Genomic DNA, 23,661 nt, shown 5'->3' on the forward strand with positions numbered 1-23,661 from the left:
ATCGGATCGATACAATGCTGCACCGCAGCATTCAAGAGAATTTCGACGCATACCGCCGGATTCTAGGCGGGTTCGCCGATCAGGCGCGGCTGCGCCACCACATAGACCCCCGGCGCGTCGCAGATCGCCGGATGTTTCGAGTCGCCGGGCTCGCGGGCCGGAACCATCTTGCCCGACCGCTTCGCCAGCCATTCTTCCCACCGGGGCCACCACGATCCTTCGTGGAACTCGGCGCCGGCCATCCAGCTGTCCGCGTCCTGCGACAGGTCCTCGTTCACGTAATGGCCGTACTTCTTCTTGCTGGGCGGATTAACGATCCCGGCGATATGCCCCGACTCTGACACGAGGAAGGTCTTCGACCGGCTGCCCATCTGCCGCACGCCGTTGAAACAGGCCTTCCACGCCGCGATGTGATCCGTTTCACAGGTGATGGAAAACAGCGGCACGCGCACGTCCTTCAGCGACAGCGTTTCGCCCAGAAGCTCCATCTCGCCCCGCGCGAACAGGTTCTGCTGGCACAGCCACCGCAGGTACTCGGTACACATGCGGCCGGGCAGGTTCGCCCCGTCCCCGTTCCAGAACAGAAGGTCGAACGCTGGGGGAGATTCCCCCATCATGTAGCTTCGGATCGCCGGACGGTAGACAAGATCGTTGGACCGCAGGAAAGAGAACGTCCGCGCCATGATCTTGTGGTTGAGATAGCCCTTCTCGGCCATCTCGGCCTCAAGCGAATCGACGAAGTCGTCGGTCAGGAACGGCGTGAACTCGCCCTGATCGGAAAAATCCGTCAGCGCGGTGAAGAATGTTGCCGACTTGATCGAGTTGTCCTTCTTCTTGTGAAGATAAGACAGGGTCAGCGCCAGCGTGGTGCCGGCGATGCAATAGCCGATCACGTTCAGCCGCTTCTGACCGCTCAGCTGCTTCACCTGCTCGATCGCGGTCAGGTAACCTTCGGTGATGTAAGTATCCAGCCCCACGTCGGAATAGGTCTCGTCCGGGTTCACCCAGCTGACCACGAACAGGGTATAGCCCTGCTCGACCACCCACTTGATCAGCGAGTTCTGCGGCTTGAGATCGAGGATGTAGTACTTGTTGATCCACGGCGGGAACACCAGCAGCGGCGTCTCGTGCACGGTCTCGGTCTGCGGGCTGTACTGGATCAGCTCGAACATCCGGTTGCGGAACACCACCTTGCCCGGCGTGGTCGCGATGTTGCTGCCGACCTTGAACGCGTCCTTGTCGGCCAGCGTCACGTTCAGGCTGCCCTCGGACGCCTCGATGTCGCGCACAAGGTTCTCCAGCCCGTCGACAAGGCTTTGCCCGTTGGTTTCAACGGCGCGCTGCAAGGCTTCCGGGTTGGTCCCAAGGAAGTTGGTCGGGCTGAACATGTCGATGATCTGGCGGCTGAAGTACTCGACCCGGCGGCGTTCGCGGTCGTCCAGCCCGTCCAGCGCGCCGACGGCATTCTTCATCGCCTCAGAGTTCAGCATGTACTGCTGCTTGAGAAAGTTGAAATACGGATGCGTCTGCCACAGCGGGTCCGAGAACCGCTTGTCCGACGGCGTCGCGTCTTCCGGGGTCTCCATCTTGCCACGCGCCAAAGCCTGCTGCGCATCGGCATAGTGCTGCAGGGTCTTGCCCCAATAGCTGATCTGCTGCTCCAGCATCCGGGCCGGGTTCGCCATCATCTCGGCCATGTAGGCAGAGGCGGCCTTCATGTACAAATCCTGGCCCGGCCCCTGCAGTCCGGCACGGTCCGGGGTCTTGTTTGCCAAGGCCGCGACAAGGCGCTGGGACAGGTCTTCCATCTTAACCAGGTTGGCACTTAGCTCGTCCAGTTCCCGGCCTGCTCCGTTTTCCTCGGTTGTCATTTTAACATTTCCAGCTATTTTGCACATGCAGCAACGGGCGTCACCGTATCGGGGAGGAGTGGCGGCGCATAGACCTGCCGAACAATCCAGGGACATGATCCATGCGCTATCTTGCGACCTACGATCTGATGGAAACCTTCCGTAACACCAACCAGTGGTTGGGCGCGACGGCGGCGGCGATGGGGTCCTACCCGGCCGTGGGCATGTTTCCATCCCCTGCCTTCCAGATTCTGCGCGCATGGGGCGAGGTCACGGAACGGACCTTCGCCCGCATGGTCGCCAAGCCCGACTGGGGCATCACCTCGGTCGTGGGCGAGGACGGTCGCGACCATGTCGTGTCCGTCGAACCGCTGGTCAAACGCCCCTTCGGCGACCTGGTCCACTTCCGCGTCGCGGGCCGACCCGAGCGTAAGCGCCGTGTTCTTCTCGTCGCTCCGATGTCCGGTCACTATGCCACCCTCCTTCGGTCGACTGTAACCAGCCTGCTTCCGGATTGCGAAGTCTATATTACGGATTGGCACAACGCGCGCGAAATTCCCGTCAGCGAAGGCAAGTTCGACGTCGAGGATTATACCAAGTACCTGATCGAGTTCATGCGCGCCCTTGGGCATTCGACCCACGTCATCGCGGTGTGCCAGCCTGCCCCGCTTGCGCTGGCCGCCACAGCCTATCTGGCCGAACATGACCCGCTGGCGCAGCCCCGCAGCCTGACGCTGATCGGCGGCCCGATCGACCCCGATGCCGCCGATACCGACGTCACGGATTTCGGTCGTCGTGTCACGATGGGCCAACTGGAATGGATGGCGATCCAGCACGTCGGCGCCAAGTATCCCGGCGTCGGACGCATGGTGTACCCCGGCCTTCTGCAGCTTGCCGGCTTCATGTCGATGAACTCGGAAACCCACGGCGAGGCGTTCTACAATCAGGTGATCGCCGCCGCCAAGGGCGAGGCCAGCGACCACGACCGGCACAACCGCTTCTACGACGAATACCTTGCTGTGATGGACATGACGGCAGAGTTCTACCTGTCGACGGTCGAGCGGATCTTCAAAAGCTGCGAGATCGCGAAGAACGAATTCACCATCGACGGCAAGCCCATCGACATCACCAAGATCACCGACGTGGCGGTCAAGGTGGTCGAGGGCGAGAAGGACGACATCAGCGCGCCCGGCCAGTGTCTTGCCGCGCTGAACCTGATGCCCAACCTGCCCGACAGCAAGAAGGCGGCGCACCTTGAACCGGGAGCCGGTCACTACGGCATCTTCGCGGGCAAGTCGTGGCGCAACAACATCCGGCCGCTGGTTCTGAAATTCATCGACGACAACGCGGCGCCCGGCGGGGTCTCGTCCAAGCGCAAGGCCGATGCGGAACAGCGTCAGGCCGAACGCACGTCCGAGATGGACGCGAAACCGGCGCTGACGGCGGCGTCCTCGGTCGAGAAAGAGACCGCCGAAAAGCCCAAAACGGCGCCCCGTGCCCGCAAGACCGCGACGAAATCCGCTGCGGCCAAGACCAGCAACGGAACCGCCAACGGCGCGGCTAAGACCACGTCGCCGAAGAAGCCCCGCGCCCCGCGGAAATCGGCCACGAAAGCCAATTCCGGAGAGACGCCGACACGGCATTAGGGTTCTCGAGCGCCGGCAAATGTCCGGCGCCCGGCACCACCTCTAGCTTCGCCTTCAGCATCAGGTGCGCCAGAAACTCGTGCCGCCTGACCGGGAACAGCGTGTCGGCCTCGCCGCACATCACCAGCGTGGGCGTGCGCGACTTGCGCAGGACGCCCTGCTGGTCCGGCCGCTTCTGCATCGCGCGCGACTGGCGGATGAAGGTCTCCGCCCCAAGGTCCAGCGCCATGTCCTGCATCATCTGCCAGATCGCATCGCGCTGATCGCCGTCGGCGATGTGTTCGGGACGCAGTTCGTCCTGCATCGCCTCGGCCAGCCGCCCTGCCCGCGCCGCGACGATCCGTTCTTCGCGCGCGGCGGCGACCTTGGGCAGCTCCGACTGGCAATTGGTGTCCATCAGCGCCAGCCGCGTGACCCGTTCGGGCGCGCGGGCAAGGATGTCCATCGCGATCATGCCGCCCAGCCCGTGCCCGCACAGCGCGAACTGCTCCGGCGCGCGGGCCAGGATCGCATCGCCCATCTCCTCGATCGTCTCGCCGGTCAGCGGCGGGGCGACGTGGACGGATGTCTCCCAGCTTAGCTCGACGATCTGCGGAAGGAACCCGCGCGAGTCGGACATCATGCCCGGGATAAGGACCAGAGGCTCTTGCATCATTTCCTCAGTAAAATTCGTTCCGTGCTATGCAGCAGCGCATGACACGCCTCTTTGTTCCAATTTAGCCAGCTTCATGCAACTCATCGGCCTATGCGCCCGGCACCGGCGGATAGGCGATCCCCCGAAAGGCGGGAAAGTCGGCGTACCGCTCGGCCCGCTGCGGATCGGGTGTCAGACCGGGGCCGTACAGCTTGCCCTTCGGTGCGATGTAGCTTTGGATCAGGCGGTCCGGCTGCTCGCGCCAGCTTAGGTTGAAGGCCGCGTTCTTGGGGAAGAACCAAGCGACGTGAAAATCGAGGTGATCGAACAGCCACCACGCCAGGTCGCGCCAATCGCGCCCCGCGTTGTACTGTTCGGCAAACCACGGGATCGACACCGACACCATCGCGCCCATCCGCCCTTCGTCATCGCGCAGGTCCCAGATATGCCCGCCTCCGGCGTTCGACGCGTTAGACGCGCATTTCTGCGGCTTCACCTCGGTCGCGCCGAAGTCGTTCAGCGCCGCCGACCGATAGCCGGACCGGATGTCGATCGGTCCGAACGTCTCGACCAGCGGGTCCAGCAGTGTCGTGGCCAGCTTGCGCCCCGCCGCGATGGCAAGGTCGGGGTCGTCGGGAATGTTCTGCTTGCCGTAGAAATTGCCGATCTCGGAATACAGGAAGTTGCGGAACTGGAAATGCTTCGACAGGCGCACCCTGCCCAGATCCTCCAACGACACGTAACGTCCCGGTTTCCTCACGCACCGCCCCACTGGAATTCGCCGTTCGGCCCCAGCGGCGCGAAGGGATTGCAGGCCAGTTCCCAGACATGGCCATCCAGATCGGCGACATAGGACGTGTACCCGCCCCAGAACACCTTGTGCGGTGGCTTGATCCCGCGCCCGCCCGCGTCGAGGAACCGCTGGTACAGCGCGTCCACGCCCGCGTTGTCCGGCAGATTGTGCGCCAGCGTGATGCCCGAGAAGCCGCCGATCTCGGACGGGTCCAGCCCCATATCCTTCGCCAGCGCCGCGCGCGGATACAGGCCAAGCGTCTGGCCGATCAGGTCGAAGGCCACGATGCCCTCGTCCGCCGGCACGCGGGCCCAGCCCAGCGCCTCGTAGAACGCGGCCGATGCGTCGATGTCGTCGACCGCAAGGGTGATCAGGCTGACCCGCTGGTCCAACTCAGTGCCCCCCGCGCGTCAGGACATCGTCGATGGCCCGTTCGATCAGCCCAAGGCATTCCGGAGTCGAGAACCTGTGGTCCGCCCCCTTCACCAGCGTCAGCCGCAAATCCTTGCCCTCGGCATGGTCCAGCAGCCGCAACGCGACCGCCATGTCGACATCGGCATCCTCGGTGCCCTGAAGGAACCGCGCCGGGAACTTCAGCACCAGCGGCAGCCGCAGGACCAACTGGCTGCGCCCCTCTTCGATCAGCCGCCGGGTGATCACATAGGGGTCGTCGGAATACTCGGACGCCAATTCGACCCGCCCGTCCTCGACCAGCGCGACCTTCTGGTCGGCAGAGAACCCCGCCCACATCGAATCCTCGGTGAAATCCGGCGCGGCGGCGATGCCCACCAGCCCGCAGACCTTGTCCCCCAGCCGCTTCGACAGGATCAGCGAAATCCACCCGCCCATCGACGACCCGACCAGCATCACCGGCCCGTCCACCAGCGCATTGATGGTCTCTTCGGCGTCCTCGGCCCAGTCTCCGATGGCGCCGTCCAGAAAATCCTCTGACGACTGGCCGTGACCGGAATAGTCGAACCGCAGGAAAGCCTGCCCGCGCTTGCGGCACCAGTCTTCAAGATGCACCGCCTTGGTGCCTTCCATGTCCGAGCGGAAGCCGCCCAGAAACACCACGGTCGGCCCCTTGCCCCCGGTCAGGTGGTACGCGATGCGCCGCCCCTGCGGCGTCTCAAGATACGATGGTTCCGACGATGGTTCCGACATGGCATCCTCCCGAATTGCCTTCTGAATACACGCGAGGCTGCAGGACACGAAAGCCTTAACATCGCGTCCACGCCGGTTGACTTCCTTGTGAAGCCGAAGCCATAAGCGCCGCACACTTATATACCCGCAACCGGGCGTTCCGTGGGCGCCAAACCGACGAGGAGCCGATATGGCCCAGATCTCTCTGACATTCCCCGATGGCAATTCGCGTGACTTCGACGCGGGCGTGACGCCTGCGCAGGTGGCCGAAAGCATCTCGACCAGCCTTGGCAAGAAAGCGATCAGCGCGACGGTCAACGGCGCGCATTACGACCTTCAGTGGCCGATTGCCGAGGATGCGTCGATTGCCATCCACACCCTGCAGGACGACGAACAGGCGCTGGAACTGATCCGGCACGACCTTGCGCACATCATGGCGCGGGCGGTGCAGGAACTGTGGCCCGACGTGAAGGTCACGATCGGTCCGGTCCGCGACAACGGCTGGTTCTACGATTTCGACCGGGCCGAGCCGTTCACGCCCGAGGACCTTGGCGAGATCGAAGCCAAGATGAAAGAGATCATCAACGCCCGCGATCCGGTGAAAACCGAAGTCTGGGACCGCGCCCAAGCCGTCGCCTATTACAAAGAGCGTGGCGAGCCGTTCAAGATCGAGCTTCTGGACCGCATCCCCGAGGATCAGGACATCCGCATGTACTGGCACGGCGACTGGCAGGACCTGTGCCGTGGCCCGCACCTGCAGAACACCGGGCAGGTCCCGGCGGACGCGTTCAAGCTGACCCACGTCGCCGGCGCCTACTGGCTGGGTGACAGCAGCCGCCCGATGCTGCAGCGGATCTATGGCGTCGCCTTCAAGGACCGCAAGGCGCTGAAGGCGTGGCAGATCATGATGGAAGAGGCCGCCAAACGCGACCACCGGAAGCTGGGCCGCGAGATGGACCTGTACCACATGCAGGAAGAAGCGCCGGGCCAGATCTTCTGGCACCCGAACGGCTGGAAGATCTACACCACGCTGCAGGACTACATCCGCCGCAAGCAGGAAGCCGGCGGCTATGTCGAGGTCAACACGCCGCAGGTGGTGAACCGCAAGCTGTGGGAAGCCTCGGGCCACTGGGACAACTACCAAGAGCATATGTTCATCGTCGAGGTCGACGAGGATCACGCGCGCGAAAAGACCGTCAACGCGCTGAAGCCGATGAACTGCCCCTGCCACGTTCAGATCTTCAACACCGGCCTGAAGTCCTATCGCGACCTGCCGCTGCGGATGGCAGAGTTCGGGTCCTGCGCCCGTTACGAACCCTCGGGCGCGCTGCACGGCATCATGCGGGTGCGCGGCTTTACGCAGGACGACGCGCATATCTTCTGCACGCCGGACCAGATCGAGGCCGAGACCGAGAAGTTCATCGCCTTCCTCGCCGACATCTATGCCGACCTCGGGTTCACCGACTGGACGGTGAAGCTGTCGACGCGCCCGGAAAAGCGGATCGGGTCGGAAGAGGAATGGGACCGCGTCGAAACGGCGCTGGCCAACGCCACCAAGGCGGCGGGCTACGACTATACGATCAACGAGGGCGAAGGCGCGTTCTACGGTCCGAAGCTGGAATTCGTGCTGACCGACGCCATCGGCCGCGACTGGCAGTGCGGCACCTTCCAGGTCGACCCCAACCTGCCCGAGCGGCTGGACGCCAGCTATGTCGGCGCCGACGGCGACAAGCACCGTCCGGTGATGCTGCACCGCGCCGTGGTCGGCAGCTTCGAGCGGTTCATCGGCATCCTGATCGAGAACTTCGCGGGCAAGCTGCCGTTCTGGCTGGCGCCGCGACAGGTGGTCGTCGCCTCGATCGTGTCGGAAGCCGACGCCTACGTGCACGAGGTCGTAAAGACGCTGCAGGCCGCAGGCATCCGCGCCGAGGCGGACACCCGCAACGAGAAGATCAACTACAAGGTCCGCGAGCACTCGCTTGGCAAGGTCCCGGTGATCCTGGCCTGCGGCGCCCGCGAGGTCGAGGAACGCACGGTCACCGTCCGCCGCCTTGGCGAGAAACAGACCAGCGTCGAGGCGCTGGACGATCTGGCGAAGAGCCTTGCGGCGGACGCGACACCGCCCGACCTTCGGAAGTAACGCAACGACAAAGGCGCCCCCCGGGGCGCCTTTTCATTTCGTCGTGCTGATGCGGGACCCAGGATTCGGAGCGCTATGTCCGCTCTGAGCCCTAAGCAGCGGCTCTAACCCCTAAGCGCCCGGAAACCCCAAGACAGAAAGATTCCGAAATAAACGACGGCGAAGATGCTGAGCAAAATACTCACAAAGGCGAAAGTCTCTGAATGTGGTCGGTGTACGCATTCCGAGGCAGAGCAACTCCCCCAAGCGAAAATTGCAGACAATACCGGTATCGCGACCACTACGAAGTATGCGGTTTTGAAAACCTCCCGCCGTGTTTTTGGCTCGTACATTTTGGCGGCGATGCCGCAGGGGTGGTAAACCCCTGTAGCATAGGTGGCTGAAAGAGATCTGATTGTCGGCGCCTCAAATTTTTCTTGCCGCTTCTCAAGCAATTTTCTGGCCGGTACGGAAAACCCGGCAAGCACGCTAAGCGCGCGCATTTCCGCGTGCCATTTACTGTCAGCATGATCAGGCTGAGAGTCTCTCATCAACGCTATAGCATCTTCACTGCTTATTTGGGCGAGTTCCAGATGCCGGTCCGAGAACCGTCGCCAATGGCGAAGTTTCTTGAAAAGATTATCTATGCTGACGTCCGCATCAATTTCGGACGTGTCTACTCCGAGAATGTCCGCAGCTAGCGCGACAAATGCGGCCAAGAGGGCTTCGGGATCATTGTAATTGGAATTCGTCATCTTGCCGGCATACCGATAAAGATTGACGAAAGGATGTCCGCTTCGTCCGCCAAGCCGACCTCTGGCGCCATAACTTCATAGCTATAAGTGGTTCGGTCACGAGGCGCTCCGCCAAACGGTAAAGGCGTCCCGTGGGACGCCTTTCTCTTTCCACAGATCGCGCCCCTACCAGCGCAGGAACCGCCGCCCCGCCAGCGCGCCGATGCCGGTCGCGACGCCGATGGCGACGCTGTACCAGACCGCGTAGAACAGCGGGGAATCCTCGGTGCAGAACAGCGAATAGACCGCCGTCGACAGCCCCGCCGCCGCGAGACCCGCCAGCGCACCGCTGCGGGTCGGGTGCACCGGGGCGCCGCGTTTCAGGGCGTTGATCAGCCCCGCGAGGATCGGCAGCGACAGGACGGTGATCGCCGGGATGCAGACTTGCGTCGAATGGCCCAGGAACAGGATCAGCCGCTGTCCCGCCTCGGTGGCGCCCAGCGCCCAGAAGAACAGCGCGCCCACCGCCGCAGGCACCAGCCACACGGCGCGCCCCGTCTTGCCCGAGGGCACCGCCGGGCGCGCCGACCGCACCGCCAGCACCCACGCGAAGGCCGCAAGCAGCAACGGCAGCGCGGTCTTCGCCAGCACCACCGGGTCCATCAGCGCCGTGCCCAGCCCGGCGCGCGGGCCCAGCACAAGGAAGAACAGCACAACGGTCACGGCCAGACCCGCCACGCTGCCCAAGCCCGCCCGCCCCTCGATCGAGGCGGCGGGGGCCGGGGCGGGCTGAGCCGCCAGCGTGGCGATGAGGTCGTCGGTCTTCATTCTCTCCGTCTCTTCCGTCATTCGTTGGCACCGGCCAGCTTCTTCAGCCGGGTCAGCGCGCGGTGATAGGCCACACGGACCGCGCCTTCGCTCATTCCCATGCGCGCACCGACTTCGCCGGCGCTTTCGCCTTCCACGCCCACGGCGCGGACGATCCCGGCAGAGCGGTCGTCCAGCCCGTCCATCAGCCGGGCAAGGTCGCGGGCCGCCGTCGGGTCGCCCGGCGCCTCGTCGGCCAGCCGGTCGGCCAGATCGTCGATGGGCACCTGCGTCGTCCCCTTGCGGCGGCGGAACGCGTCCGCCGTCTTGTAGCGGGCGATGGCATACAGCCACGGCGCCACCGGGTCGCCCTCGCGCCATGTATGACGCTTTGCGTGGATCGCAAGCAGGACCTCCTGCACGATATCCTCGTTCTCGGCCTCGGCCGATGACCGGCCGCGCACGATGGTCCGGATGACCGGGGTCACGTCTTGCAGGAACGCGGCATAGGCCACAGCCTCGCCGCGGTTCGCCCTGCTCAGGAGCGCGCCCCATCGATCATTCCGATCCGTCATTACCCCTCCATTCGCGCGGTGCCGGGAAACGTTACAGGCACCAACCCATTTCAGGCAAATTATTCACTCGTCCGTGATCGGCGTAACATTCCCCGCGCCTTCCCCGAATGGCTTTGCATGGACGCCACGAACGGCGATCCGCTTCATCGGAGGATAGACATGACCACGACCACCAACAAAGCCCTTCTCGCCACCGCCGTTGCAACCGCCCTGATGGGTGTCAGCGTCGCCGGCACCGCCAGCGCCCAAGCGCAAGAGAAATGCTTCGGCGTTTCGATGGCGGGCGCGAACGACTGCGCCGCCGGCCCGGGCACCACCTGCGCCGGGACGTCCAAGGTGGACTATCAGGGCAATGCGTGGACGCTTGTCGACGCGGGCACCTGCGCCGAGATCGAGCTTCCCGCGATGGCCGACGGCACGCCCCGCATGGGGTCGCTGGAAGCGCTGGAGCGTGACCTTCCCATGTCCTGACCGGACCCGGGCCTTCCCCGGGCCCAAACCAGACTGGGCGCGGCACATCAGCCGCGCCCGGTCCACCGACGATCACCGGACAGAAAGGCAGACCGATGCTTGACGCGACCCCCCAGACGTTCGACCGCCTCCCGCATTCGCCCGGCGTCGGCTATAAACCGCAGCACTATGCAGACATCCTGCGCGATCCCGCCCCGGTGCGGTGGCTGGAGATCCACGCCGAGAATTACATGGGCGACGGCGGCCGCCCGCTGGCGCAGCTGCGCCACTTGGCCGAACGGTTCCCGATCTCTGTCCACGGTGTCGGCCTGTCGATCGGCGGCGAGGGACGGCTGGACCCCGATCACCTTGCCCGGCTGCGGCACCTTGTCGAGTGGCTGAACCCTGCCAGCTTTTCCGAGCACCTTGCGTGGTCCACCCATGACAGCCACTTTCTGAACGACCTGCTGCCCCTGCCCTATACCGCGCAAACGCTGGCCCGCGTCGCGGCGCATATCGATCAGGTGCAGGACACGCTGGGCCGCCGGATGCTGCTGGAAAACCCGTCCAGCTATCTCGCCTTCGAGGAAAGCGACTGGTCCGAGATCGATTTTCTGGCCGAGATCGCCCGGCGCACCGGCTGCGGCCTGCTGCTGGACGTGAACAACGTCTTCGTTTCGGCCACCAACCAGCAGACCGACCCGGTGTCCTATATCGATGCCTTCCCCCATGCCGCCGTGGGCGAGATCCATCTTGGCGGCCATGACGAGGATGAGGACGAAGCCGGTGCGCCGCTGCTGATCGACAGCCACGGGGCCGAGGTCGTCGATCCGGTCTGGTCGCTGTATGCCCACACCATTGCCGTGGGCGGCGCGAAGCCCACGTTGATCGAATGGGACACCGATGTGCCCGACTGGCCGGTGCTGGCCGCCGAGGCCGCCCGCGCGGCACGGGTGCTGGAGCCCGTTTCGGAGACGGTCGGATGAGCGTCACGCAGGATCAGTTCACCCGCGCCATGCTGGACCCCGCCGCCGCCGTGCCGCCGGGGCTGGCCAACCCGGATGGCCGCCCCGCCGCACGCCGGTTCGACGTGTACCGCAACAACGTCGCCGTCAGCCTGACCGAGGCGCTAGAACAGGCGTTCCCGGTGATCCGCAAGCTGGTGGGCGACGCCAATTTCCGGGTGCTGGCCGGGATCTACCTGCGCAAGCACCCGCCCGCCTCGGCACTGATGATGCACTACGGGCAGGATATGCCCGGCTTTCTCGAAACCTTCGAGCCGGTGCAGACCCTTGGCTATCTGCCCGACGTGGCGCGACTGGAACTGGCGTTGCGCGCGTCCTACCACGCCGCCGACAGTTGCGGCGTTGCGCCCGAGACGTTGCAGGCGCTGCCGCCCGACCGGCTGATGGGGTCCGCCCTTCGGTTGGCCCCGTCGCTGCGGCTGCTGCGGTCGGACTGGCCGGTGCACGGGATCTGGCGGTTCAACACCGTCCCCGACGCGCCCAAGCCCGAACCGCGCGCCGAGGACGTCCTGATCCTGCGGCCTGACTACGACCCGGCGCCCGTGCTGCTGCCGTCGGGCGGCGGAACCTTCATGGCCCGGCTGTTGGCCCACGCCACCCTTGCCGAAGCCCACGACGCCGCGCTGGACGCCGCGCCGGGCTTCGATCTTGCCCCGTTGCTTGGGCAACTCATCACCGCCGGTGCGATCACCGGCCTGACGGAAGGACCCACAGGATGACCCGGCTTGTCGCGCTGCACACCGCCCTTTTCGCCCGGATCGAGTCCATCGCTTTCGCCGTGCTTCCCACCTTGGCCCGCTTCGTCTTTGCGGCGGTGCTGCTGGGGTATTACTGGAACTCCGCGCTGACCAAGCTGGGCGACGGCGTGTTCGGCTTCATCCGTCTAAGCTCGGGCGCCTATGTCCAGATGTTCCCGAAACAGATGGAGGCAGCGGGCTATGATCCGTCGATGCTGGGCCTTGGCTACAAGCTGGTGGCGCTGGCCGGAACGTGGGCCGAGTTCATCCTGCCGCTGCTGTTGGTGATCGGGTTGTTCACCCGGCTTGCGGCGCTGGGGATGATCGGCTTTGTCGCGGTGCAGTCGCTGACCGACATCTACGGCCACAACGCCGATGCCGACACCATCGGCCACTGGTTCGACAGGATCGCGGACGCGCATATCCTCGACCAGCGGGCGTTCTGGGTCTTCGTGCTGGTCTACCTTGTGTTCCGGGGCGCCGGGCCGGTCTCGGTCGACCGGCTGGTGCTGGAACGGCCCGCGCCCCGGGTTCAGGCGGCGTCCGGCTGACGCGCCACCAGCGCAAGCACAGCGCCAAGGCCGCACATGCCGATCGGGAACATCGTGGCGGGGTTGAAGCCGAAGGCGTAGTACATCCCGCCCGCCGACAGCGCCATCAGCACCGCCGCGGCAGTGGCCTGCGACCGGGCCATCGCCCCGCCCGCGACGGCAAGGATCGGCGACAGGAAGCCCGCCACCCGGATGATGTCCGCGTTCTCGACCTGAAGCGCGACCTCGTCGACGCCGCCCAGCCATTCCACGACCCACAGATAGCCGGTGCTGAACAACCCGACGATCATTCCGACGATCCCGCCGATGACACCCAGCATAAGCGCGGCGTTGCGCATGTTCGTTCTCCTTCGTGCGTTCAGCAGATAGGTACCCGGCGGGACTTATCCAAGAAGTGCCGCCTGCACATCCTTGCCCCAGCCCAAGTACAGGCGCCCCTCGTGGTCGATCACCGGGCGTTTCATCAGCGTCGGATGATTCGCCAACAATTCCACCGGGTTGCCTTCCTGTTCAGCGGCCGTGAGTCCGCGCCACGTCGTCGAACGGCGGTTCAGCACCGCGTCGCCAAGCGTCTCGACAAAGCGCGAAAGCTCTGCTTCGGGCACGCCGTCCGACCTTACGTCAATGACGTTCAGGTCATAACCATGCGACCGCAAAGCCTTTTCCGCTTTCCGGCATGTGTCGCATGTCTTAAGGCCATAGAAATCCATCTCTTCTTCCACTCGTGCTCGACTTCATCTCTGTTCCGCGACACCAATAATTCACTTGCTTCTGTACGTGAATGGGCGATGCTTGATTCCGTGACGACAGACTTTCTTCGAAGACCGCTCCTGTCCGGAGCAGCCTCTGAGACTTGGAAGACCCTGGCTGCATCACACCCACCGCAATCCCGTGGGTGGGGAACTAGACAAGGAGAGACGGAATGCCGACTGGCACCGTGAAATGGTTCAATACCACCAAGGGCTACGGCTTCATCGCGCCCGACGAGGGCGGCAAGGACGTTTTCGTGCACATCTCTGCCGTTGAACGCGCGGGCATGACCGGCCTCGCGGACAACCAGAAGATCGAGTACGAACTGCGCGAAGGCCGCGACGGCCGTGCGTCGGCGTCCGAACTGAAGGCCATCTGAACAGATCCCGCCTGCACCCGTGAGAGGCGGCCCCACGCCGGGCCGCGCTATCACGCATGACCCGCGGCCGCAGTGTGCCGCGCCTCGGTGAGTCGACCGACGTCACCGAAAAGGCCCCCTTTTCCGCCAAATGCCATCAATGCCGCGCGCCCTATGGCGCCGCTCACGACCTGCTGGCGCGTCAGCTTTCGGTTCGGTCGTCGCTGTACCAGTCCTGCCCCATCGCAACGATGCAGGACCGCCCGCTGGCGTAGGTCATCAGCAAGGTCCACTCCTTCGAGGACGGCGCCTCCCAGATTTCCATGATCTGATCCGGCGCCCGCATCCCGGTGCCGCGCCGCTCTGCAAGGTATTCCCGCGTCAGGCGATTATACATCTGGTCGGTCGGCGCGCAGATGATGTCCGGCAACGGGTTCGCGGCAAGGGGTGTCGCCTGTAGCGAAACAGCGAAAATGGCCGCGACGGCCACTCGGATGCTCATGGGTCGTCTCCCGGAGTCGTTGGCTCTGGAAGAAAGTGTAACGGCTTTATGACAGTCTGTATATACGTTTGTTATACAAAATTGTCGTCAAACCGGAAACCCGTTGGAAAGGGTTTCGCGCGGGCCGGGGCATGGAAGGTGGGTTGGAAACCCACCCTACGCCGTATCAGGCGATGGCCGCCTGAAACTCGCGCCATTCGCCCTTGGACATGCCGGACGTCTCTTGCGTCACGTCTTCGCCCTTCAGCATCCGCTTCAGGCAGTCCACCGCCTTGGACGACAGGGTGACGCCGCCCATGCGGTAATCTTCGAACGCGGCATAGGCGAACGGGACCCAGTCCTTGACCATCTCGCAGATGGCGTCGGCATAGACGCGGATCTCGTACTGGGCGTGGGCGTCGGCCCGCAGGCGCAGGAAGTGGAACAGGTTGTGCAGGTCCACCTTCCAGTACCACTGGGTATAGATGTTCGCCGGCAGGTTCATCCGCGCCAGTTCCCGCGCAAGGCCCTGCTGGCCGTCCTGCGACAGCATCTCTTCGTAGTGGTCATAGGACCGGCCCGCGTCGGATTTCAGGATTTCCAGAACCCGCTCGGCCTCGGCGCCGGTCAGAACCTCGCCCCGGCCTTGGTTGTTCACCGTCGACTGCGCCGCAAGCGCATCGGGCTGCGGGATATAGAATTCACGGTCGAGGATCGAATAGCGCGCGGAGTACTCGTTCACGTTGGCGGTGCGGTGGCGGATCCACTGGCGCGCGACGAAGACCGGCAGCTTCACATGCAGCTTGATCTCGCACATCTCGAACGGGGTCGAGTGCCAGTGCCGCATCAGGTAGCGGATCAGGCCCTCGTCGTTCGACACGTGCTTGGTGCCCGCGCCGTAGGACACGCGCGCCGCCTGCACGATGGCGTTGTCGTCGCCCATGTAGTCGATCACGCGGACGAAACCGTGGTCCAGCACCTCGCTCGCCTTGTACAGGTGCGCCTCCATCCCCTCGGACACGGCCCGCAGCGTGGGGCGCGGCGTAGCGCGCTGGGCGTCGATCTCGGCTTGCTGTTCAGGCGTCAGAGGCATGTCGGGGGCTCCTGTGGGTCGGTCGCGCGCTATACTACATCTATGCCGCCGAAATGGAATATCCTCGACATGCTGTAAAGCTGAAGCCGCACTCAGCCGACGGGCGCGGTTTTCGTGCATCACTCGCCCCTGATGAAAGTCACGCTTCGTTGACTTGACGCAGGGGCTTCGGCACCTTCGGTGCAACGAGGCAACAAGAACGAGCAGACCAATGCGTAAACCCGTGGCGGCGCTGGCCGTCCTGTGCCTTTTGGCCGCCTGCGAAGGCAACCCCCTTGCCGTGGACGAAACCGAAGACGTCATCGACGACGGTGAGGTCGAGGAAGAAGAAACCAACGGCGCGGGCATTCCGCTTGCCCTGTCGAACAATTTGGACGGCGTTGTCTACAACCCATCTGCGCGCACGCTTCTGGTCTCGATCCGAGGCCTGGACGGCACGCCGGAGGAGGTCGAGTTCGAATACAACTCTGCCGCCACCGCAGGTCTCCCTTCTGGCCACTTCGCCTTCACCAAGCAGGAAGACGCGCTGGACCGCTTCTTCACCGGTGTCGCGAAAGAGGCCAACGACGGCGACACCCGCGCGGTGGTCGTGTCGGACGGCGGCCAGTTCAACCGCTTCTTTTGGGGCGGCCACTACGAACGCGACGGCGACTTCGACCCGCCCCCGATCGGGGACGGCCCCGGCGCGGGGCAGGTCAGCTATGCTGGCGGTTACGTCGGCCTCGACAACTACAGCGGCCCGACTCCCCCGCAGACCACCGACCCCGTGCTGCAACCGCAGGCGCCGGGACGGGTGGTCGGCGATGCGTTCATCAACGTGAACTTCCAGGACATGCTGGTGAACGGCGCGATCTTCAACCGCTACGCAATCGACAACCCGACCCTGCCGGAACTGCGCGACGTCATCATGATCGTGACAGACATCGAAGCCGACGGCACCTTCCTCGGCGAACTCGAAAGTGTCGAGGGCGAAACGATCTCCGGCAACTATGGCGGGATCTTCGGCGGCAACAACTCCAGTTCGGTCGCCGGTCTCATCGGCTTCATCCCCGATCCCGACCTTCCGCGCAGCTGGGAAACCGGCATGTTCGTGCTGACCCAGTGCGGCATGTCCGGCGAGGACGCCGCGCTCTGCGCCGAAACGGCACCGAACTGACATGCTGCGCCGTCTTCTGACGGCTTTCCTGACCGCGACCGCGTTCCTGGGCCTTCCGCCCGGGCCGGTCGCGGCACAGGACACCGTTGCCGTGCCGGTGGACGACGCGCGCCGCGTCGCGGTCGAGGCCGCGCTGGCGGGCGACCCCGCCACGGCCGCGGTTCTGGCCGGTCACCTGCTGCAAATCGACCCCAACGATGCGCAGGCGCTATTCGCCCTGTCGACGGCCTATCTTGCGACGCGGCGCTACGACGCGGCGTATGAGACCGGGCGCAAGGCGTTCCGCCTGTCCGGCGACAGCACTACCCGGTATCACGCGGCCCGCGTCGCGGCGATTGCCGCGATGGGGGCGGAACGCCCCATGCAGTCGCAGTTCTGGCTGCGCCGCGCGGGCGACAACGCCCCAAGCGAGGCCGAGCGCGAGAAGATCCGCCGCCAGTTCAGCTATCTGCGCTACGAAACCCCGTTCCGCTTCCAGTTCGACGCGTCGATCAGCCCGTCCAGCAACGTCAACAGCGGCGCGGACAGCGCCTATAACGTAATCGAGGGCGTGCCGCTGATCGGCATCCTGTCCCCCGACGCGATGGCCCTATCCGGCTTCATCGCCCAGTCCAACCTGCGGCTCAGCTACCGGCTGCGGCGCTCGGAAAGCTCCGAGACGACGCTGAACGGCAGCTATTTCGTCAAGCGGGTCTGGCTGGACGAGGACGGAAAGGACACCGCGCCCGACTTCGACGCGTCGCGGCTGGGCGTCACCTCGGCCACGCTGGGCGTCAGCCACCTGATGAAGGTCGGTCGGAAACCGGGCACCGCGCTGCGCTTCGACGCGGGGCTGCGCGATTACTGGCAGGGCGGCGACCGGATCTACACCGCGCTGACCGGCGGCGTGTACTACACCCGCCCGCTGACCGACCGCCTGCGTTTTGTCGGCCAGTTCAGCATCGAGCAGCGCGACTATGCCGACGACTACGGCGACGAGGGGCTGCTTGGCGGGATCAGCACCGCGCTCAGCTATCGCTTCAACAACGGCTCGGTCGTGACGGCAGTCGCGGGGTACAGCGTCAGCGACGTGCCCGGCGACATCTTCGACAGCACCGGCTGGAACGGCCGGATCAGCTATTCGCCGGGTAAGCCGGTGTTCGGCGTCGACCTCACCGCCGCGGTGGGCGTCAGCATGACCGATTACGCCGACTACTCTATGCTGATCTTCCCGGTGCCCGGCGGGCGGCAGGACGAGACGGTGTATTTCGACCTGGAGGGCGTGTTCACGCAGGTCGAATACGCGGGCTTCTCGCCCAGCGTCCGCCTGCGCCGTACCATCACCGAGTCCAACGTGTCGCGCTACGAGATGTCGGAATGGTCGCTGGCGGTGGGCATCCGGTCGAACTTCTGACGCCCTGCCCTATTCGCCGCAGATCCCCTGCAGACTGACCCACTCGGAATCGCGCAGCACGGGCGCGGCGTACAGCTGGCTGACCGGGTCCGCCTCGATCAGGCCCAGCACCGTCTCGCCCGAGGGATCGACGGCATAGGCATAAGGCGTCGCGGGCACGTCCGCCGCCTCGAACCGGGTCAGAAGCGGCGCGTCGGGCACGACGGCAGGTTCGGCGGACAGAAGCGTTTCCGCATAGTCCGCAAGCACCGACTGCGACACGTCGCCCGTGGTCAGAAGGCGGAACGCGGTCACCGCGCCAGAGTTGTCCAGCAGCAGTTCCACCGGATCGTGCCGTGCCGCACGCTCGACCTCGGCCAGTACATAGCCCGCCGTCACGGTCGGATCGTCCTGATCCTCGACCAGGCTGCGGTTCAGAAGCACGATGCCGCCCGGCAGGTGCGCCGCATCCTGAACCGCATCGGGCAGCACCACGATGCGCCCGCCCGGCGGCATCAGCCGCGATTGCAGGCGGTCCAGCGACCGCTGGCCCAATTCGTTGTCGCAGGGCTGTCCGGCGATCTGTCGGATCTCGGCCAGCAACCGCTGCCCAAGGTCGGCGCGCTTGGCGGCGGGCACCACGCTGGCGGCGTGGTGGACCATCGCGCCCGGCAGCCAGAACACCCCGCCCAGCAGCACGGCGGCCAGCGCCCCCCCTAGAAGAAAATACCGCAGACGCCCGTGATGCGGCCCGCGCCGATGGATCGCATCACGGATGCGTTCGATGGCGTCGACCATCTCGGGGTCGGTAATCTCAAGGTCTTCGGGGGTGCCCGGGCCGGGGCCGTACACCGCCGGTTCCTCGCCGGGGTTGATGCGGGTGATGGCCGCCAGCGACCAGTGCCCCACTGGGCGGCCCGCACCGTCGTAGATGACCAGTGTGGCGTCCCCCAGCGACAAGATCACGTCACGCCGCTGATCCTCGGGCCCGGCTCGCCAGACCGCTGGAGCCTCCAGCCGCTCGTATTGCGTCAGCGCCGTCATGCCTGCCCGATCGTTACCCGATTACCCCTGTTGGCGAAGCACAATAGCGCAGGCTTGCACCGCTGCCAATCAGCGTCCGGCATCCACGGCACCAAGTTCCGACACGGCAAAGAACTGAAGCTCTTTCAGCAGCTTCCGCGCCATCGCGGCCTCGAAGTCGGCAAAACCCATCGCCACCTCGACAAAGGCCTGCGGGCCATAGATCACCTCGGCGGCGTAATAGCCCTGCAATTCGCCAACCAGCGCCGAACGCGCGTCGCCCGCGCTGCGCGGGTCCGACCCGACGACCAGCCCGTTCACCGTGATGTCGCCCAGCATCGGGCGCACGTCGCGGGGGCGCGGGCCGGTGTTCGACCGCCCGTCCCCCGACAGGTCCAGCACACGCCGCCCGCAGGCGGTTTGCCCCGCAAGCGCGTCCAGCCCGGTCAGCATCGCCTCGCCCACTGCGGTGGACGGCGGCATCGCGACCCGCCCTGTCCCGCGCAGCCGCGCCGCGACCCCGGCAAGGTCTGCGGCGGACCCGATTTCCTGCCAGTTCAGCACCTCGCGCTTGGGGCCGCTGCCGGCCCACTCGAACACGTACAGCCGCACCGGCGCGTCCGGCAGCGCAAGGAAGGCGGCGCGGACCTCTGGCTTCAGAAGGGCGGCGGCAAGGCCATCCAGTTGCAGGCGGTACTCTGTGTCGTCGACGGAACTGGACACGTCCAGCCCCAGCGCCAGCGCCTGACGGCACGCGGCGTCCGCCGGTGCGGCCAGCAGGGTCAAGACCAAGGCAAGCCAGCGCATCCTAGCCGCCCCCGACATGCCCGTCGCGCATCAGCGACCCGACGGCGCGCACTTCCAATTCGCGCAGCAGCTTCTTGCGCATCGCGCGTTCGAAATCGTCGAAATCCAGCGCCTGTTCCACGAAGGCCCCCGGCCCCTTGATCACGTTGTCGCGGTAGTAGTCCGGCAGCCCGTCCTTCTCGCCGCCGATGGTCAGGCCGTTCACCGTGACCTCGGCCAGCGGGAAGTTGGCATAGGCCAGCTGCGGCCCGAAGCCTTCGTTGTTCCGCCCGTCCCCGGACACGTCGAGCGTGCTGTACAGGCACTTCGGCCCGCGTTCGAACAGACCGGCGGCGTAGCCCAGCGAATAGCCGATGGCGGTGGGATAGTCGGCATAGCTGCGGATCGAGCGGGCGACGCGGCCCGCCACCCCGACGACGTCGTCGCGGGTGTTCAGCATGGTCCAGTCGACCAAAAGATCCTGCTGATACCGGCCAGACCATTCGTAGACGGCAATCGCCACGGGCTGCTGCGGTAGCGCAAGGATCGCCTCGACGATTTCGGGAGAGGTCAGCGCGGCGGCTAGGCCGTCCCGCTGCAGGCGGTCCTCGGCGCCATCGACAGAGGACGAGATGTCCAGCGCAAGAACCAGGGCGAGCCGGCACTCGGCGCTGGCGGTCGGAGCGGCGACAAGCGCCGCCCCGAAGGTCAGGGCAAGGGCGTTACGCCTTACCAATGACCCGTATTTTCCATGCTGGCCCACGGCTCTTGCGGCGCAAGCGCCTCGCCTTCCTGCAACAGCTCGATCGACACGTTGTCGGGCGAGCGCACGAAAGCCATGTGGCCGTCGCGCGGCGGGCGGTTGATCACCACGCCCGCGTCCTGAAGCTTGGCGCACATGTCGTAGATGTTGTCGACCGTATAGGCGAGGTGGCCAAAGTGGCGGCTGTCCGACGGCAGCCCGTCGTCGCCGTCCCAGTTGTAGGTCATTTCAACGTCGGCGGTGCCGTCCGCCTGATCCGGCGGGCACATGAACACCAGCGAGAAGCGGCCCTTGTCGTTGTCGATCCGGCGCCGTTCGACAAGGCCCAGAAGCTCGTAGAACGCCTTGGATTTCTCCAGGTCCTTCACGCGCACCATCGTGTGCAGATACTTGATACCCATTATTCCCTCCGGGCTTTCTGTTCGCTTTGCGCCAAGCCTATCACGAATGTGCGCCGCGGCCAGTGGCGAGGCGACGGCGCGGCCGTGCGGCTGTTACAGCTTGCGCAGCATCAGGTAGGTCATCATGCCCATCGGCGGCAGTTGCTTCTGCTCGACAAGCTCTAGACCGGGCTGGTCCAGCACGACGTCCATCTCGAAATCCGAATGCCACCCCAGCACGTTCGCCATCGGCGCAGCCATCTTCTCGACCCGCGCCAGCAGGCCGGTGTCGCGGGCGAAGTGGTTCACCACCACCAGATGCCCGCCCGGCCGCAGCACGCGCGCGGCCTCGGCCATCACCTGTTCCGGGTCCGGCACCACCGAGATGACGTGCATCAGCGCCACGGCGTCAAAGCTTGCATCCGGGAAATCCAGCGTGCGCGCATCCATCTGCCGCAGCTCTTTCACGGCGGTCAGGTTCATCTCGGACACCTTCGCGCGGGCCTTGGCCAGCATCTCGTGCGAGAAGTCGATCCCTGTCACCTGCCGGTCGGGGGCATAGTTCGGCAGCGCAAGCCCGGTGCCGACACCGATTTCCAGAACCTCTTTGCCGGACATTTCGTTGATATGTCCTACCGCGGTGCGGCGGCCAACCTGCGTCACCGCACCGAACGTGCGGTCGTAAACAGGCGCCCAGCGCGCGTAAGAGTTCTTAACGACATCAAGTTCCAAGTTATTCTTCCCTAGTGGTCCTTTTGCTCGCGGCCCGGTCCCTTCCGAAGCGCGACAAGCAATGTTGTCAGATAGGCCACCATCGCGAGAAGCAACGTGGCCCAAGTATAAATGAACAGAAGCGCGGCGGCGAGCACGGCGCCCAGCAGCACGAACCGCGCGCTGCGGCGTGGGATTCTCACGTTCTTGAACGAGAAGGTCCGGATCCGGCTGATCATCAAAAGCCCGATCACAAGAACATAGGCCGTCGACACCCACGCCGGAATGCGCGGCAGTTCGGGGAAGGCGAAGGACGCGACCAGCGGCATCATCACGAGCAGCGCCCCCGCCGGGGACGGCACACCTTCGAAAAAGTCGGACGACGCACTGCCGTCCTTCTGACCGACGTTGAACCGGGCCAGTCGCAGCAGGCAGCACAGGGTGAAGCACAGCGCCGCGATCCAGCCGATGCCGCCGACTTCGTTCAGCGTCCACAGGTACAAGATCAGCGCCGGCGCCACGCCGAAGTTCAGGAAATCGGCAAGCGAATCCAGCTCTGCCCCCAACAGCGACTGGCTGCGCAACAGGCGCGCAAGCCGCCCGTCCAGCCCGTCGAGGATGGTGGCGATCAGCACCAGCCGCACCGCCCAGTGGTATTCGCCCAACAGCGCGAACCGCACCCCGGTCAGCCCCGCGCAGGCAGCGGTCAGCGTCAGCAGGTTCGGCAGCAGCTTGACCAGCGGCAGGTCGCGCTCGCGCTTGGGGTCGGTCTCGTCATCCAACATGCTGCGGGTCCGCCCTTAGTCCGTCCGCGCGGGCCGGGTGGCCTCGTCCGACGCAAGGTCCGCGATCACCGTCTCGCCCGCGATCATCGTCTGGCCCAGCGCCACCAACGGCACCGACCCTTCGGGCAGGTAGACATCCAGCCGCGAGCCGAAGCGGATCAGGCCGAACCGCTCGCCCGCCGACAGCCGACGGTCGGGTGCGGTGAAGCAGACGATGCGGCGCGCCACCAGCCCGGCGATCTGCACCACCGCCAGCGTGCGCCCGTCGGCCATCTCGATGGCAAGGCCGTTGCGCTCGTTGTCGGTGCTGGCCTTGTCCAGCGACGCGTTGAAGAACTTGCCCGGCCGGTAAGCCACCGCCGTCACCCGCCCCGCCACCGGCGCGCGGTTCACGTGGCAGTTGAACACCGACATGAAAACGCTGACCCGCGTCAGCGGCACGTCGGGCATCCCAAGCTCGGCCGGCGGCACGGCAGGTTCGATCAGCGACACGACACCGTCGGCAGGCGACACCACCAGCCCTTCGCGGACCGGCGTGATCCGTTTCGGGTCGCGGAAGAAGTAATAGCACCAAACCGTTGCGCCGACGCCCAGCCAGCCCAGCGGCTGCCAGATCAGGAACAGGACCACCGTGATGGCCGCGAAGATGGCGACGAACCGGCGTCCCTCGGGGTGCATCGGTTTCAGGAAGGTGTCGCGCATGCGCATCGAAGTGTCGCCTTTCGTCCGTTGTTGCCCCCGGTGGTACGTGGCACCGGCGTCAGGAGCAAGGGAGCATCATCACCACCGCCACAACGCGCGGAAGAGTGATCACGCCGCGCCCCTTGCGACGCCCGGCACTTTGTCATGTGCTGCGCTCGGCCCCGGCGCGTCCCCTCCCCCTTCCCTTACCCTTCCCCCCTTCCCTTACCCTTCCCCTTATCCCCGCCATCTGACAGT

27 protein-coding genes and 1 pseudogene are annotated in these 23,661 nt (G+C 65.3%); 9 read left to right on the forward strand and 19 right to left on the reverse strand.

Annotated elements, in window-relative coordinates; translation table 11 throughout:
• Window positions 1-62: 62 nt before the first annotated feature.
• A complete protein-coding gene (locus P1K30_RS21745) occupies window positions 63-1,871 on the reverse strand; it encodes a PHA/PHB synthase family protein (RefSeq protein ID WP_275634895.1) in 1,809 nt (602 codons plus the stop codon).
• A 101-nt stretch (window positions 1,872-1,972) separates the two neighbouring features.
• Here P1K30_RS21745 and phaZ point away from each other — a divergent pair.
• Window positions 1,973-3,223, forward strand: a pseudogene (phaZ, locus tag P1K30_RS21750) (polyhydroxyalkanoate depolymerase); the annotation flags it as partial.
• A gap of 187 nt (window positions 3,224-3,410) precedes the next feature.
• Here phaZ and P1K30_RS21755 read toward each other — a convergent pair.
• The 4 genes from P1K30_RS21755 to P1K30_RS21770 all read right to left on the reverse strand — a co-directional run bounded on the left by P1K30_RS21755 (window position 3,411) and on the right by P1K30_RS21770 (window position 6,087).
• Entirely contained in the window at window positions 3,411-4,115 is a 705-nt protein-coding gene (locus tag P1K30_RS21755; RefSeq protein ID WP_275634897.1) for an alpha/beta fold hydrolase, read from the reverse strand.
• A gap of 124 nt (window positions 4,116-4,239) precedes the next feature.
• Window positions 4,240-4,890 carry a hypothetical protein gene (locus P1K30_RS21760; RefSeq protein WP_275634898.1) on the reverse strand — a complete coding sequence of 217 codons (651 nt, stop codon included), beginning with the start codon at window positions 4,888-4,890 and terminating at the stop codon, window positions 4,240-4,242.
• Complete coding sequence (locus tag P1K30_RS21765; RefSeq protein ID WP_275634899.1) at window positions 4,887-5,315, reverse strand: VOC family protein; 429 nt, start codon at window positions 5,313-5,315, stop codon at window positions 4,887-4,889. The genes P1K30_RS21760 and P1K30_RS21765 overlap by 4 nt, the downstream gene beginning before the upstream one ends.
• Window position 5,316: 1 nt before the next feature.
• Window positions 5,317-6,087 carry an alpha/beta hydrolase gene (locus P1K30_RS21770; RefSeq protein ID WP_275634900.1) on the reverse strand — a complete coding sequence of 257 codons (771 nt, stop codon included), beginning with the start codon at window positions 6,085-6,087 and terminating at the stop codon, window positions 5,317-5,319.
• A gap of 169 nt (window positions 6,088-6,256) precedes the next feature.
• On the opposite strand from P1K30_RS21770, the gene thrS reads away from it, so the two are divergent.
• The gene (gene thrS, locus P1K30_RS21775; RefSeq protein ID WP_275634901.1) at window positions 6,257-8,206 is read left to right on the forward strand and encodes a threonine--tRNA ligase; all 1,950 of its coding nucleotides are present in this window, start codon (window positions 6,257-6,259) and stop codon (window positions 8,204-8,206) included.
• 104 nt (window positions 8,207-8,310) lie between these two features.
• Here thrS and P1K30_RS21780 read toward each other — a convergent pair whose 3' ends face one another.
• The 3 genes from P1K30_RS21780 to P1K30_RS21790 all read right to left on the reverse strand — a co-directional run bounded on the left by P1K30_RS21780 (window position 8,311) and on the right by P1K30_RS21790 (window position 10,301).
• Window positions 8,311-8,940: a hypothetical protein gene (locus tag P1K30_RS21780; protein ID WP_275634902.1), complete on the reverse strand. Its 630-nt coding sequence runs from the start codon at window positions 8,938-8,940 to the stop codon at window positions 8,311-8,313.
• Between the two features lie 165 nt (window positions 8,941-9,105).
• Window positions 9,106-9,747, reverse strand: a complete 642-nt coding sequence (locus tag P1K30_RS21785) for a DUF1109 domain-containing protein (RefSeq protein ID WP_275634903.1) — start codon at window positions 9,745-9,747, stop codon at window positions 9,106-9,108.
• Window positions 9,748-9,764: 17 nt separating this feature from the next.
• Window positions 9,765-10,301 carry a sigma-70 family RNA polymerase sigma factor gene (locus tag P1K30_RS21790; RefSeq protein WP_275634904.1) on the reverse strand — a complete coding sequence of 179 codons (537 nt, stop codon included), beginning with the start codon at window positions 10,299-10,301 and terminating at the stop codon, window positions 9,765-9,767.
• Window positions 10,302-10,460: 159 nt separating this feature from the next.
• On the opposite strand from P1K30_RS21790, the gene P1K30_RS21795 reads away from it, so the two are divergent.
• The 4 genes from P1K30_RS21795 (at window position 10,461) to P1K30_RS21810 (ending at window position 13,064) form a co-directional block, all read left to right on the forward strand.
• Entirely contained in the window at window positions 10,461-10,772 is a 312-nt protein-coding gene (locus P1K30_RS21795) for a BufA1 family periplasmic bufferin-type metallophore (protein WP_275634905.1), read from the forward strand.
• Window positions 10,773-10,867: 95 nt separating this feature from the next.
• Entirely contained in the window at window positions 10,868-11,737 is an 870-nt protein-coding gene (bufB, locus tag P1K30_RS21800) for an MNIO family bufferin maturase (protein WP_275634906.1), read from the forward strand.
• Window positions 11,734-12,495, forward strand: coding sequence for an HvfC/BufC N-terminal domain-containing protein (locus P1K30_RS21805; RefSeq protein WP_275634907.1), 762 nt, complete (start codon window positions 11,734-11,736; stop codon window positions 12,493-12,495). Before bufB ends, P1K30_RS21805 begins: the two co-directional genes overlap by 4 nt.
• The gene (locus P1K30_RS21810) at window positions 12,492-13,064 is read left to right on the forward strand and encodes a DoxX family protein (RefSeq protein WP_275634908.1); all 573 of its coding nucleotides are present in this window, start codon (window positions 12,492-12,494) and stop codon (window positions 13,062-13,064) included. Before P1K30_RS21805 ends, P1K30_RS21810 begins: the two co-directional genes overlap by 4 nt.
• Here the strand turns inward: P1K30_RS21810 and P1K30_RS21815 are convergent.
• Together P1K30_RS21815 and P1K30_RS21820 are read right to left on the reverse strand one after the other, a co-directional pair.
• On the reverse strand, window positions 13,046-13,402 hold the full coding sequence (locus P1K30_RS21815; protein WP_275634909.1) for a hypothetical protein: 357 nt from the start codon (window positions 13,400-13,402) through the stop codon (window positions 13,046-13,048). The two genes, P1K30_RS21810 and P1K30_RS21815, sit on opposite strands and share 19 nt — an antisense overlap.
• Before the next feature lie 45 nt (window positions 13,403-13,447).
• Window positions 13,448-13,774, reverse strand: coding sequence for an ArsC/Spx/MgsR family protein (locus P1K30_RS21820; protein ID WP_275634910.1), 327 nt, complete (start codon window positions 13,772-13,774; stop codon window positions 13,448-13,450).
• A gap of 212 nt (window positions 13,775-13,986) precedes the next feature.
• On the opposite strand from P1K30_RS21820, the gene P1K30_RS21825 reads away from it, so the two are divergent.
• Window positions 13,987-14,193 (forward strand): cold-shock protein, encoded by a 207-nt coding sequence (locus tag P1K30_RS21825; protein WP_275634911.1) that lies wholly within the window; start codon window positions 13,987-13,989, stop codon window positions 14,191-14,193.
• A gap of 181 nt (window positions 14,194-14,374) precedes the next feature.
• Here the strand turns inward: P1K30_RS21825 and P1K30_RS21830 are convergent, their stop codons facing one another.
• Together P1K30_RS21830 and thyX are read right to left on the reverse strand one after the other, a co-directional pair.
• Window positions 14,375-14,674: a hypothetical protein gene (locus P1K30_RS21830; protein WP_275634912.1), complete on the reverse strand. Its 300-nt coding sequence runs from the start codon at window positions 14,672-14,674 to the stop codon at window positions 14,375-14,377.
• Window positions 14,675-14,840: 166 nt separating this feature from the next.
• Window positions 14,841-15,746: an FAD-dependent thymidylate synthase gene (gene thyX, locus P1K30_RS21835; RefSeq protein ID WP_275634913.1), complete on the reverse strand. Its 906-nt coding sequence runs from the start codon at window positions 15,744-15,746 to the stop codon at window positions 14,841-14,843.
• Between the two features lie 211 nt (window positions 15,747-15,957).
• On the opposite strand from thyX, the gene P1K30_RS21840 reads away from it, so the two are divergent.
• Entirely contained in the window at window positions 15,958-16,902 is a 945-nt protein-coding gene (locus P1K30_RS21840; protein ID WP_275634914.1) for a hypothetical protein, read from the forward strand.
• Between the two features lies 1 nt (window position 16,903).
• A complete protein-coding gene (locus tag P1K30_RS21845) occupies window positions 16,904-18,295 on the forward strand; it encodes a tetratricopeptide repeat protein (RefSeq protein WP_275634915.1) in 1,392 nt (463 codons plus the stop codon).
• Between the two features lie 9 nt (window positions 18,296-18,304).
• Here P1K30_RS21845 and P1K30_RS21850 read toward each other — a convergent pair whose 3' ends face one another.
• The 7 genes from P1K30_RS21850 to P1K30_RS21880 all read right to left on the reverse strand — a co-directional run bounded on the left by P1K30_RS21850 (window position 18,305) and on the right by P1K30_RS21880 (window position 23,430).
• Window positions 18,305-19,318 (reverse strand): M48 family metalloprotease, encoded by a 1,014-nt coding sequence (locus P1K30_RS21850; RefSeq protein ID WP_275634916.1) that lies wholly within the window; start codon window positions 19,316-19,318, stop codon window positions 18,305-18,307.
• A 69-nt stretch (window positions 19,319-19,387) separates the two neighbouring features.
• Complete coding sequence (locus P1K30_RS21855; RefSeq protein WP_275634917.1) at window positions 19,388-20,104, reverse strand: DUF1194 domain-containing protein; 717 nt, start codon at window positions 20,102-20,104, stop codon at window positions 19,388-19,390.
• A 1-nt stretch (window position 20,105) separates the two neighbouring features.
• On the reverse strand, window positions 20,106-20,819 hold the full coding sequence (locus P1K30_RS21860; RefSeq protein ID WP_275634918.1) for a DUF1194 domain-containing protein: 714 nt from the start codon (window positions 20,817-20,819) through the stop codon (window positions 20,106-20,108).
• Entirely contained in the window at window positions 20,813-21,247 is a 435-nt protein-coding gene (locus P1K30_RS21865; RefSeq protein WP_275634919.1) for a VOC family protein, read from the reverse strand. The genes P1K30_RS21860 and P1K30_RS21865 overlap by 7 nt, the downstream gene beginning before the upstream one ends.
• Window positions 21,248-21,340: 93 nt before the next feature.
• Complete coding sequence (locus P1K30_RS21870; protein WP_275634920.1) at window positions 21,341-21,958, reverse strand: class I SAM-dependent methyltransferase; 618 nt, start codon at window positions 21,956-21,958, stop codon at window positions 21,341-21,343.
• 11 nt (window positions 21,959-21,969) lie between these two features.
• A complete protein-coding gene (gene pssA, locus P1K30_RS21875) occupies window positions 21,970-22,722 on the reverse strand; it encodes a CDP-diacylglycerol--serine O-phosphatidyltransferase (protein WP_275634921.1) in 753 nt (250 codons plus the stop codon).
• A 15-nt stretch (window positions 22,723-22,737) separates the two neighbouring features.
• Window positions 22,738-23,430 carry a phosphatidylserine decarboxylase gene (locus P1K30_RS21880; protein WP_275634922.1) on the reverse strand — a complete coding sequence of 231 codons (693 nt, stop codon included), beginning with the start codon at window positions 23,428-23,430 and terminating at the stop codon, window positions 22,738-22,740.
• Window positions 23,431-23,661 lie beyond the last annotated feature (231 nt).

This window comes from Psychromarinibacter halotolerans (assembly GCF_029168315.1).
Lineage (GTDB): Bacteria > Pseudomonadota > Alphaproteobacteria > Rhodobacterales > Rhodobacteraceae > Psychromarinibacter > Psychromarinibacter halotolerans.